Raw genomic sequence first — 12,053 nt, forward strand, 5'->3', positions numbered from 1 at the left:
GTGTTATTAAAATATCAAATACGGTCGTTGAATACAATAGCTAAGCTACATCGCAAAAAAGTGCTTTCTCTATAACGAGAAAGCACTTTCCTTATTTTAAGCCAATGGTATCGGTTACAAACGTATATTGTCCAATATTTCTGTATTTTTCATAGCGTTGATTCACAAGCTCCTGTTTGGAAAGTTGTGTCAGTTCTTCAAGTGATTTGACAAGTGCCGATTGAATCGCCTTCGCCTGTTCTTCCGTATTCCGATGAGCCCCTCCCTTTACTTCAGGGATAATCTCATCAATGACATTTAGTTCTTTCAAATCTGGCGCCGTGATTTTCATAGTATCAGCTGCCTGCTGAGCTAAACCAGAATCCTTCCACAACAAAGCCGCAGCTCCTTCAGGAGAAATAACGGAATACCATGAATTTTCAAGCATGTGCACGTGATTACCTACGCCAATCGCTAACGCACCTCCACTCGCACCTTCTCCAATAACAATGCAAATGATTGGAACGGTTAGCCCCGCCATTTCAATCAAGTTACGTGCAATCGCTTCACTTTGCCCTCTTTCTTCCGCTGCCTTACCAGGAAACGCTCCTTTAGTATCTAGGAGAAAAATAACGGGACGTTGAAATTTTTCGGCTTGTTTCATGAGACGAAGCGCTTTACGATAGCCTTCAGGATGTGGCATTCCAAAATTTCGTCTAAGATTCTCTTTTGTATCTTTACCACGCTGATGGCCGATAACCGTAACAGGTTTTCCTTCAAAGGTTGCAATACCACCTACAATCGCTTCGTCATCACCAAACAGTCGATCACCATGCAATTCAAGAAAGTTCTCAAAAATACGATCGATATAATCAGAAGTTGTGGGACGTTCAGGATGTCTAGCCAATTGGACACGGTTCCACGCTGTTAAATTCTCGTAAATTTCTTCTTCCATTTTTGAAAGTCTTTTTTGAAGACGAGAAACCTCATCATTAAGATCCACATTCTTTTCTTCCATGAAAGAATGTAATTCAGTAATTTTATCTTCTAACTCTTGGAGAGGTCGTTCAAAATCAAGTCTCTGTGCCATTATTCTTCACCTCCATTTCCATGAATCATTAGTACCTGACCGAGTATCTTCTTCATATCAGCTCGATGAATCACGCGATCCAACTGACCATGATGAAGGAGAAATTCAGCTGTCTGAAAATCTTCTGGAAGATCTTCACGAATCGTTTGCTCAATAATTCGCCTACCAGCGAAGCCAATCAAAGCCTTAGGTTCAGCGAAATTAAAATCGCCTACAGAAGCAAAACTCGCTGATACACCACCAGTTGTAGGATGTGTCATTATAGAAATGAATAGTCCACCGTCATCACTAAATCTTTTAAGCGCTACGCTGGATTTCGCCATTTGCATCAAACTCAAAACACCCTCTTGCATTCGAGCACCGCCCGATGCAGTAAAGACAATAAACGGGATTTTTTCTTTATGCGCATGCTCAATCGCTCTTGTGATTTTTTCTCCTACCACTGAACCCATGCTTCCCATTCGAAAACGTGCATCCATTACTGCAATAGCTGTTCGGTAGCCATCTATTGTTCCTTCACCCGTTACAACCGCTTCATTCAATGAGGATTTCTTTTGATCCTTCTCCAAACGCTCAACATAATCCGGAAAAGAGAGCGGGTTTTCTGAAATCATATCTGCATCCAGTTCTGTAAAAGAACCTGTATCAAGCGTATCCTTTAATCTTTCAGGGGCTGACATTTGATGGTGATACCCACATTTCACACAAACCTTATGCGATTTTTCCAGCTCTTTCGTATAAATAATACTTTTACACCCTGGACACTTTGTCATAATGCCTTCAGGTACATCTTGTTTTATTTTATCTGAGGGAACCGTCGCATACTTCTTCTTCTTGTTGAATAGATCCTTTAACAAAGTTGACCATCCCTTTCACAATATCAAACATATTTGCTATTCTTCCGCTTTTTTTATTTCATACGTGTCAAATAAACAAATGGCACTTTCCTTATTCCTAGAAGTCAATGCATCAATCATGGATTCATAATACTCTTTAGGGCGGAAAGTTAACTGGTGCCAAATTGTCTGATGGTAATCCGCAAGCTCTCCCCATAACCTCATGAGTAGATGATTATGAGTTGATGAAACAATAACTCGGAAGAAAGCTGTATCAAATTCAGTCGAAAAAATATTTCGACCGGAAGAGTTGTCCTTATATTCCATCATAGTTCTTAATCGATCAAGATATTCATCTGAGATTCGATCACACGCCACCCTTAGAATATCTTTTTCAATTAACCTTCTAGTTTCTAACAGATCTTCTTTAGACTTAGTATCTTTTAGAATAAAGGAGGCAATGACTTCTACAAGTCGATGATCTCTAGCATTTGCAATAAATGTCCCTTCTCCTCGACGAGTTTCAATTAGACCAAGCATTTCCATTGATCTTAACGCTTCTCTTACGGAAGATCTTCCGGCATTTAAGCGCTCAGAAAGCTCCCTTTCCGAAGGGAGCTTATCACCGGTTTGTAAACCATCGTTATAAATAATCGCTTTTATTTTCTGAAGGATATTCTGATAAACTTTCCCCTGACTCATCATGGGAAATCAACACCCTTTCCTGACTGAAAACAAATAGGAAAAGTAGACATTTGCGGTTTGGAACCGTGAATGCCTCTTAACCAAAATGAATGTTTAGAAGATAAGCTGTTTTTCATGTTCTCCATAAATAAAATGCAAGAAAAAAGTGAGAAAGTCAAGCTCTTCCCCACTTACTCGTTATCTTCTTCAATAATAGCGAGAGAACGTGTCTTTTCTTTAACTGATTCAGGATCTACGTTTATACGAGCCACACCCGTCTCCATCGCAGCTTTCGCTACACTAGCAGCAACAGCAGGTGCTACTCGTGGATCAAACGGTGCGGGAATAACGTAGTCGGCGCTCAAATCTTCTTCAGCAACAAGTTCTGCAATAGCATGTACAGCAGCAACCTTCATATCTTCGTTAATATGAGTTGCTCTAACATCAAGTGCGCCTCGGAAAATTCCAGGGAACGCTAGAACATTATTTATTTGATTTGGGAAATCTGATCGCCCAGTACCAATAACCTTAGCTCCTGCTTCTCTTGCATCATTTGGCATGATTTCAGGATTAGGGTTAGCCATTGCAAAAATAGTTGGATCGTCGTTCATAGATTCGACCATTTCTCTCGTCAGTGCTCCCTCAACTGAAACCCCAATGAAAACATCTGTGCCTGAAATAACTTCTTTCAATGACCCTTCTGCTTTGTCACGATTTGTATACTTCGCAACTTCTGCCTTCACGTCGTTCATTCCATAAGAACGGCCTTCGTAAATAGCACCTTTCGAATCACACATAATGATATCCTTTACACCAAAACGATTCAAAAGCTTAATAATGGCGATGCCTGCAGCTCCAGCACCATTGATAACGACTTTAATTTCACTCATTTTCTTACCTGATAGTTTCAAAGCATTGACAAGCCCTGCTACCGTAACAATGGCAGTGCCGTGTTGATCATCATGGAAAATAGGGATATTTGTTTCTTTTTTTAATCTTTCTTCGATTACAAAACAATTAGGGGCAGCAATATCTTCAAGGTTAATACCACCAAAAGTAGGTTCCATTAACTTTACTGTCTGCACAATTTGATCTACATCAGTCGTATTTAAGCAAATAGGAAATGCATCAACACCAGCAAAACTTTTGAAAAGCACTGCTTTCCCTTCCATTACAGGAAGTGCTGCTTCCGGCCCAATATTTCCAAGTCCAAGAACGGCTGTGCCATCGGATACGACGGCAACCATGTTTCCTTTCATCGTATATTCATATACTTTATTCTTGTCATCATAAATTTCTTTACAAGGCTCTGCAACACCTGGTGAATAAGCTAGACTTAAATCCGTAGCGTTTCGAACCGGCACCTTCGATTTAGATTCTAGTTTTCCTTGTCTCACTCTGTGAATATGTAGAGCTTCTTCTCTCGTAATGGACAATAAACCCACTCTCCTTTTTTCAGAAGCATTAGATGATGTTAACAATTTCCCTAGTACAATTGGGCAGTGGTCAGACCACTCTATTTTCACCATTATAACAAATCACCATTAGCTGTAAAGATTTTCATCGAGGCTTTTTCACAACATTGTTTTCACCAAGTAATTTTTTCAAGGCGTGAAGACAGTCAGTATCAGGGTTTACAAGCCATTCTTTACCGAGCTTTACGGTTTTATCTGTTTCACTATAATAAACTACGACCTCTGCATCACCCTCATAGTTTCGAAGCACTCCCTTCACTTCACTTAGCATACTTTTATGGTGAGGCTCAACTTTCAGAAATAAGGTTTTCTTCTCTTTCTTTGGTTGAACATCACTTAGCTTCATCGCTCTAGAAATAATAATATTCGTTTGATCATTTCGTTTCTGCCCTACACCATCAACGTAAAGAAATTGCCCTCTCGATAAAAGACTCTCCAATTGCTCCCAAACATCAGGAAAGGCGACTCCTTCTATTTCTCCCGTTTCATCACCCAACGTTAGAAAAGCCATCATTTGTCCTTTCTTCGTGCGAATACTTCTGACCTTCAATACCTCTACAGCTAACCTTAATGGAGCTCGATCTGAAGCATTGATGGCGTCCCTCGTAACATCTCTTACGTATCCCTTCAAATTTTCTAAATAGGGATCAAGAGGATGGGCTGTTAAATAAAACCCAATTGCTTCTTTCTCGAATGCAAGCATTTCTTTTTCATCAAAAGGGGGAACGCTCTCGTAAGCTGGTTCAGCCTCACCATCTTCAAAAAAACCTTTTTGTCCATTTTGTTCAGAGCCATAGTTCATGGCCCCTTCGAGTGAAGCGAGCATCGAAGAACGACTTACCCCGAACTCATCCATCGTACCAGCAAATATCAACGATTCAAGTGCGCGCTTATTTACTATTCTTAGTGAAATTCTTGCACATAAATCAAAAAGGCTTTTATAAAAGTGATTCCTCTTATCTAAGATTTCTTCTATAGCATTTTTACCGACATTTTTTACTGGAAGCAAACCGAATCTCAAGGCCTCATTTTCAACAGTGAAGGTTTCTTTGCTTTTGTTGATTGACGGCGGATGAACCGTCATGCCTTTCTGTCTCGCTTCTGATAAATACATAGCAAGTCTATCTTGGTTTCCGATTGCAGATGTTAATAGACTCGAAAAGAAGTAACGTGAATAGTTAGCTTTTAAATAAGCTAGTTGATAAGCAATCACGCTATAAGCTACTGCATGACTCCGATTAAATCCGTAATCCGCAAATCGGACAATGTACTCATATACTTTAACAGCAGTTTCTCTAGGATATCCCTTTGCAAGACAACCACTAACGAAATGCTCTCTTTCAGATTCAAGAACTTCACGCTTCTTCTTAGATACGGCCCTTCTTAATAAATCCGCTTCTCCAAGAGAAAAACCTGCTAATTTTGATGCAATTTGCATGATTTGCTCTTGATACACGATAACTCCATAAGTTGATTTTAGAATTGGTTCAAGATCTGGATGGAGATAATCAATTGAACGTTCTTTATGTTTACCTGAAATGAAGAGCGGAATGTTTTCCATTGGACCCGGCCTATATAAAGCATTAACAGCAACAATATCTTCAAATTCAGTTGGCTTCAGCCTCCTCAGCACTTGACGCATGCCATCAGATTCAAGTTGAAAAACACCTGTTGTATCAGCTTTTTGCAGCAGTGAGAAGGTAGGTTGATCATCCATTGGAATTGTAGAAAGCGAAGGGCGCACGCCTGTTTCACTTTCGATATCATTTAATATCCCTTCAATTAAAGTTAAATTTCGAAGTCCAAGAAAGTCCATTTTCAAAAGACCTACTTCTTCTAAATCGTTCATGGGAAACTGCGTCAAACTAATATGATGACCACCAAGTAAAGGTACATGTTTCGTAAGCGGCTCAGCTGAAATAACAATTCCTGCGGCATGTGTTGATGTATGACGTGGTAGCCCTTCAATCGTACTTGCTATGTCAAAAACCTGTTTTCCTTCAGAGGTAGATGATATGAGATCCATGAGTGCTTTTGACTCTTCTTTTGCCTGTTTCAACGTCATTCCAGGTCTTGAAGGAACTGCTTTAGACATCGCATCCAGAAGCTTCGTATCTACTTCTAATACTTTTCCAACGTCACGAATTGCAGCTTTTGCAGCAAGCGTACCGAATGTTACGATTTGGGCTACTCGGTCATGTCCGTATTTCTCGTAAACGTATTCAATGACCTCATCTCTTCTTACATCAGGAAAGTCGATGTCAATATCTGGCATCGTAACTCGTTCTGGATTCAAGAAGCGCTCAAATAGAAGGTTGTGTTCGATAGGATCCACATCTGTTATATGCAATAAGTAAGCAACGAGAGAGCCAGCCGCCGATCCTCTCCCCGGACCTGTAATCATATGATGATCATGAGCATATTTCATGAAATCCCAAACAATTAGGAAATAATCATTAAATCCCATCTCATTGATAATTGAAAGTTCGTAATCTAATCGGTCCGTCACATGTATACCTGGATCGTGATATCGCTCAGCTAAATGGTTTATACATATCTCCTTCAAGAACTCAAAAGCCGATTTTCCGTCAGGAACTGGATAAACGGGTAAGTGCGTTTGTTCGAAATTCAGTTCGACAGAACATCTTGCGGCGATCTTAATTGTGTTTGCAAGAGCTTCCTCATAACCCTTAAACCGCTCTCTCATTTCTTCCTCAGAGGTTAAATAATATTCATGATTAGGTAAGGCCACCTTGTCTTTCTCTTCATAACGTTGCCCTGTATCAATACACCTTAAGCAATCATGTGCTTCCCCATCTTCTTGATTAATATAGTGAACCGCATTTGAAACGGTTAATGGAATGTTCGCTTTATTGGCAAGCTTGGAAATTAACAAGTTAAGGTGTCTTTCTTCTCTAAGAGAATGATCCTGCATTTCGAGATAGAATCCCTCTTTGAAAACACGTTGATACTCCATTGCCATTTGTAAGGCGACCGTATCTTCTTCATAAAGAAGGGCTTTTCCAATTTCACTATGAAGGGTCCCAGATAAGGCAATGAGACCATCTGATCTTTCAAATAAATTTGTTTTATCTATGTATGGTTGTGGCCCCCCTGTACTTTGCATTTGCGTACTGATATTCAATAAGTTCTCATAACCTTCCGTATTAACAGCAAGTAGAACAAGGTTATCCAAATGTTGGTCCCGCTGATGGAGAGAAGACTCATCCCCAACGCTTACCTCTAGTCCGATTATTGGCTTTATTCCCTTTGCTTGACATGCTTTATAGAATGGAATTGTCCCATACATTGTTCCTTTATCTGTCAGAGCCATAGACTGAAATCCTTTTTGTATTGCAGATTCAACAAGTGATTCAATTCGACTTGGGCTATCTAGCAGACTATATTCACTGTAAACACGAAGATGCACAAATTCCATATATAATCCCACTCTCAATTTGCTATTACTTTCTATTATAAATACTTCCACCTTCTCAAACAAACATTATCAAGCATATCCCTCTCTCCTAATTGCATAGGCTGTACTAAAAGCGAAAAATAGGCTGATTTATAATCACACACTTTTTCTTCAACTTTTTATGTGCTGTGAAGACAGAAAAAGTTACTTCATGAAATTTGATACGAAAGAAGGAATCAAAATGGAGAGAGTAACTCTCGTAACATTAATTATCGCGTTTTTCGTTGCATTTGGTGTGATTGTTGGAGGGTCAATTATCGGAGGAATCGGGGCATTCCTTTCTGGTGAGCCACCACTACACTGGATCTATATCGTTGCACAAAGATTAAAAATCTGGGCGATTGCCGCAGCAATTGGCGGAACATTTGATACGATAAATAACATGGAAAGAAGTTTTCTCAGTGGTTCTCCAGATGAAATCATGCGCCAATTTTTATGGATTTTCTGTGCGCTTGGTGGGGCGCAGGCAGGTATGGAGATCATTAACTGGCTTACTCAGGAACGCTCTTCCTTATGAGAGTTCCGCAAATTTATTCTAGAAAAGGGTGGCAACGATTTCTTGCAGGTCTTTCTGTAGGGGTCATCTTTGGGTGGTTATTCTTTCTGATGCTATTCGGCATTATGTACGAAAAGCAGATCACAACGATTAAAGAACAAAAAATTGAAATCTCGGACTTAAAAACCCAAAATCAAACATTGCTCGATGATCAAGTAAATTATAATAATAAAGAAATCGAAAAAACTCTTCTCGTCAAAAAAATCGAAGTCACTTTCGAGAAAGATAATGATCTACCATTAAACTCATTAACGCGCCACGAGTTAAAGAAAGAAATTCAAACCGAATTAAATGATCTTCTCAACAAGGATCTCGGAGCGATTTCTAGAACCAGAAGCTTTATCATTCAATCCCTCGAAAACAAAACGCTCATGATTGACAATATTAAATATGGTTTTAAAGTGAAGCAATTTATTCTTTGGACAACAGTCGAGGTGGTGCTTACAATTGAACTCGTTCAATAGCGAAAATAAAACTATTTTGTGACCTTTTGTCAGACAAGTCGCAATTTTCTTAGGTGTAGTATATGATAAGAGTATAGAAAATTGGGAGGTGGCGCGATGGTTATTGATCGCAAACAAATCGCGAGAGCGAAAATTGCTGATTTAATGAATGGGCGATCCGCTTACGCAGAGTCACACGAAATGACTGCTCTAATTAAAAAGGAATTGCAATCACTTAACATCGACGTGCACGAAGACGTGACAAGCTTTGGTTCGTGGTTTATACCTAAATCGCATGATCAAGTGTAAATGTGGTAACAACAAAGACCGGCGCTCTCTCAATAAAGGAGACCCCGGTCTTTTAACTTGTTATTATACTTCTTCGCACACTTTGTCTAGCTCCGCAAGAACGTCATCAGCCTCTGCCCACGAATAAACAGTTGCCCCCGCAGCCATTGGATGTCCGCCACCATTAAATTGAGCAGCAATTGTATTCACAACAGGCCCTTTTGAACGAAGACGAACACGAATTTGATCTGGTTCCTCAATGAAGAAAACCCACGCCTTCAAACCCGCTACATTAGAGAAAGTATTCACTAGCTGTGATGCCTCACTAGCCGTTACGCCATATGAAGCAACTGTTTCTTTTGTGATTTTCATCCATCCAGCACCAGTTTCTGATGTTTCAAAATGCTGTAAGACATATCCGTTTAAGCGAGCGATATGCTGTTCCGTTTTGTATAGTTCCTTATATAAAGAGCCTGTATCTACACCAAACTTCAAGAGCTCACCTGCATACATAAAGGTACGCTGAGTCGTATTAGAAAACATAAAACGTCCGGTATCACCTACTATACCTGCATAAAGAAGAAAAGCTCCTTTTTCAGAAAGCTTGTACCCTCGTTCCTTAGCAGTAAGGTACAAATCGACAATCATTTCACTAACAGAGCTTGAAGAAGTGTCCACCCAGAGAAGATCACCATAAGGGTCTTCATTTGGATGATGATCGATTTTAATTAAGAGCTTGCCATTACGGTATCGGTTATCACTAACCCTAGGCTGATTCGCCGTATCACAAACAATGACAAGTGCGTTATGATATGTTTCATCCTGAACCTCATCCATTCGGTTCAGGAATGTAAGTGATGGTTCTTCTTCACCAACCGTAAACACACGCTTCTTTGGAAAAGAAGTTTGTATAAGCTCGGCAAGTCCTCCCTGCGAGCCAAGTGCATCAGGATCTGGGCGCACATGACGATGAATTATAATGGTCTCATATTGTTCGATAGCATCTAATATTTGTTCCTTCATCAACTTTCTCCTTTCGACCGCTTCCCAATTGTTACGTATATGTCATAGATTTTCAGTACTAAATTCTATACAATAGAAAAGAACCTTGAATTATGGAGGAAAACAGTCATGCCTATCTTTGTCATATTAATTGTCTTTTCAATCGTTTTCTATTTGTTTTATCGAGTAAAAGCTGTTCGACATAACGGTGTCGCAACAACTCAATGGCTTAATTCAAAAGCAAGCATTGCACTCGGACTTTTCCTTGTCTTTTTTGCCATTAATACGCTTACCGTTTCTTTATCAACGGTCACTGTGATTGTTGCCGCTGTCTTTATTTTACTTGGTCTTGTAAACGTTACAGTCGGCTATAAAAAGTATCGACACTATCTTCCATTTGCAATCGAAGAAGCAAAGGATATGAAACTAAACTAACAGCGCTATGTTTACTTGTAAAACCGCCACGGATTTATTTCTGGCGGTTTTTTTATCGATCAATCAATTGCGCCATCATAAGAGCCTTTCCTACGACCGCACCTTCATGATAAATTTCAACATCTACTTTACCAAATTTCCTTGATACCTCGAGAACTTTAGGCACAATTTCAATTGTATGATCAATTTGAACCGGTTTGATGAAATAAAGTGTAATGTTTTCTACTACTAAATCACCCTTTTTGTATTTCTTCAAAACTCGACTCCCAGCTTCAGTGACTAGGGTTGTTACAACACCATAAGATAACGTTCCAAGTAGGCTCGTCATTTGAGGTGTTACCTCACAGCTATAGCGACTTTCCGATCCAGTGGAAATATCTTTGATTTGACTCGTAATAAGGTCGTCAAAGGTTTCCCCTATCTGTGGTTGCTGCTGAATCATTTGAAGAGCCTTAAGTACATCCTGTCTACTAATAATACCGATAAGTCGCTGATATTGATCGAGAACAGGAAGCATCTCTATCCCTTCCCAGATCATTGTATGAGCTGCAGAAGCGACGGACGTTTGCTCATTAACAGTGAGCGGGTGTTTTGTCATCACCTTAGCTATTGACGTTTCATGCTGTTCACCTAAAATATCTTTAGATGTCACAATGCCTTGAACCTTCATATTTGGATCCACAACCGGATAGCGACTATGCAATGTTGATTCATTTAGCTCATGCCAGCGACCTACACTTTCTGTTGTCACTAGAAAGCTCGTTTTCGTAAGCGGCGTTAATATGTCACTTACTAGAGCTATTTCTTTCTTAATTAATCGATCATATATCGCACGATTAATCATTGTTGCCACTGTAAAGGAGTCATAGGAGGTAGATATAATTGGCAAATCATATGCATCCGCCATTTTCTTCACATCATCCTGCGCATCAAAACCACCAGTAATAAGGACAGCCGCCCCGGCTTCTAGTGCAATTTTATGCACGTTGTCGCGATTACCGACTATGAGCAAACTACCAGGATCGACGTAACGCATCATAGCCTCTAGCTTCATCGCACCGATAACAAACTTATGAAGGGTTTTATGTAAACCATTTCTTCCTCCAAGCACCTGCCCATCGACGACGTTCACTACTTCAGCATACGTGAGTTTTTCGATATTTTCTTTCTCTTTTTTTGTGATTCGGATCGTCCCAACCCGTTCAATCGTGCTGACCGTCCCTTTGTTTTCAGCATCCTTAATCGCTCTGTATGCTGTACCCTCACTAACTTTTAATTCTCTAGCAATTTGACGCACGGATATTTTACTTCCTACTTCTAGCGTTTCAATGTAAGAGAGGATCTGTTCATGTTTCGTTGTCAATTTCTTTCACCATACTTTCTACATGCACATCTGTATCAGTAGCTAAACTACTTCTGTTATAGTGGTGTTTGAATTGACTTCATTATACATAACACAGACCTATAACTTCAACGACCGTATTGTTTTTTTCTTAATTCTTCTACTGAATCATTAACTGTCATAGGTTTTCTCTCTTGCTTTCCAAAAAATAATCCAGAAAGATTTCCACCAAGTGCCATAATGGCAAATAAAAGCCAGAGACTAAAAAAAGCACCTTCTAGCGTTAAATCAATTTGAAAGCGCGGCATAGCATCATACATCAAAAACAGAATGCACAAGACGGATAAAAACAATCGTTGTTTCACAATGATTCCCCCTCATAGTCTTTCTAAAAGGGTATGTTCAAGTCCGCGTATTTAATACGCTTATCAAACACAAAACCGAT

12 protein-coding genes are annotated in these 12,053 nt (G+C 39.6%); 4 read left to right on the top strand and 8 right to left on the bottom strand.

Annotated features, from left to right (window positions below):
- Positions 1-91 precede the first annotated feature (91 nt).
- From accA to AC0VYJ_RS15945, 5 genes are all read right to left on the bottom strand, one after another.
- Entirely contained in the window at positions 92-1,069 is a 978-nt protein-coding gene (gene accA, locus AC0VYJ_RS15925) for an acetyl-CoA carboxylase carboxyl transferase subunit alpha (protein ID WP_475365601.1), read from the bottom strand.
- Positions 1,069-1,926 (bottom strand): acetyl-CoA carboxylase, carboxyltransferase subunit beta, encoded by an 858-nt coding sequence (accD, locus tag AC0VYJ_RS15930; protein WP_430241416.1) that lies wholly within the window; start codon positions 1,924-1,926, stop codon positions 1,069-1,071. The genes accA and accD overlap by 1 nt, the downstream gene beginning before the upstream one ends.
- 36 nt (positions 1,927-1,962) lie before the next feature.
- Positions 1,963-2,607: a FadR/GntR family transcriptional regulator gene (locus AC0VYJ_RS15935; protein ID WP_475365602.1), complete on the bottom strand. Its 645-nt coding sequence runs from the start codon at positions 2,605-2,607 to the stop codon at positions 1,963-1,965.
- 173 nt (positions 2,608-2,780) lie between these two features.
- Positions 2,781-4,019 carry an NADP-dependent malic enzyme gene (ystJ, locus tag AC0VYJ_RS15940; RefSeq protein ID WP_475367502.1) on the bottom strand — a complete coding sequence of 413 codons (1,239 nt, stop codon included), beginning with the start codon at positions 4,017-4,019 and terminating at the stop codon, positions 2,781-2,783.
- A 130-nt stretch (positions 4,020-4,149) separates the two neighbouring features.
- Positions 4,150-7,503 (bottom strand): DNA polymerase III subunit alpha, encoded by a 3,354-nt coding sequence (locus AC0VYJ_RS15945; RefSeq protein WP_475365603.1) that lies wholly within the window; start codon positions 7,501-7,503, stop codon positions 4,150-4,152.
- Positions 7,504-7,723: 220 nt separating this feature from the next.
- On the opposite strand from AC0VYJ_RS15945, the gene AC0VYJ_RS15950 reads away from it, so the two are divergent.
- From AC0VYJ_RS15950 to AC0VYJ_RS15960, 3 genes are all read left to right on the top strand, one after another.
- Positions 7,724-8,059 carry a YtrH family sporulation protein gene (locus AC0VYJ_RS15950; protein ID WP_194219635.1) on the top strand — a complete coding sequence of 112 codons (336 nt, stop codon included), beginning with the start codon at positions 7,724-7,726 and terminating at the stop codon, positions 8,057-8,059.
- A complete protein-coding gene (gene ytrI, locus AC0VYJ_RS15955) occupies positions 8,056-8,562 on the top strand; it encodes a sporulation membrane protein YtrI (protein ID WP_194219293.1) in 507 nt (168 codons plus the stop codon). Before AC0VYJ_RS15950 ends, ytrI begins: the two co-directional genes overlap by 4 nt.
- A 96-nt stretch (positions 8,563-8,658) precedes the next feature.
- Positions 8,659-8,850 (top strand): YtzJ family protein, encoded by a 192-nt coding sequence (locus AC0VYJ_RS15960; RefSeq protein ID WP_098444518.1) that lies wholly within the window; start codon positions 8,659-8,661, stop codon positions 8,848-8,850.
- 63 nt (positions 8,851-8,913) lie between these two features.
- Here the strand turns inward: AC0VYJ_RS15960 and AC0VYJ_RS15965 are convergent, their stop codons facing one another.
- On the bottom strand, positions 8,914-9,852 hold the full coding sequence (locus AC0VYJ_RS15965) for a DHH family phosphoesterase (RefSeq protein WP_226614647.1): 939 nt from the start codon (positions 9,850-9,852) through the stop codon (positions 8,914-8,916).
- A 108-nt stretch (positions 9,853-9,960) separates the two neighbouring features.
- On the opposite strand from AC0VYJ_RS15965, the gene AC0VYJ_RS15970 reads away from it, so the two are divergent.
- On the top strand, positions 9,961-10,266 hold the full coding sequence (locus tag AC0VYJ_RS15970; RefSeq protein ID WP_430241427.1) for a YtpI family protein: 306 nt from the start codon (positions 9,961-9,963) through the stop codon (positions 10,264-10,266).
- A 52-nt stretch (positions 10,267-10,318) separates the two neighbouring features.
- On the opposite strand, the gene AC0VYJ_RS15975 is transcribed toward AC0VYJ_RS15970, so the two are convergent.
- Together AC0VYJ_RS15975 and AC0VYJ_RS15980 are read right to left on the bottom strand one after the other, a co-directional pair.
- Positions 10,319-11,629 (bottom strand): DRTGG domain-containing protein, encoded by a 1,311-nt coding sequence (locus AC0VYJ_RS15975; protein ID WP_194219290.1) that lies wholly within the window; start codon positions 11,627-11,629, stop codon positions 10,319-10,321.
- Between the two features lie 107 nt (positions 11,630-11,736).
- A complete protein-coding gene (locus tag AC0VYJ_RS15980) occupies positions 11,737-11,973 on the bottom strand; it encodes a hypothetical protein (protein ID WP_194219289.1) in 237 nt (78 codons plus the stop codon).
- Positions 11,974-12,053: the final 80 nt, after the last annotated feature.

Source organism: Anaerobacillus sp. 63XJN7_5_ISO-PGPR-S23-430, assembly GCF_056173695.1.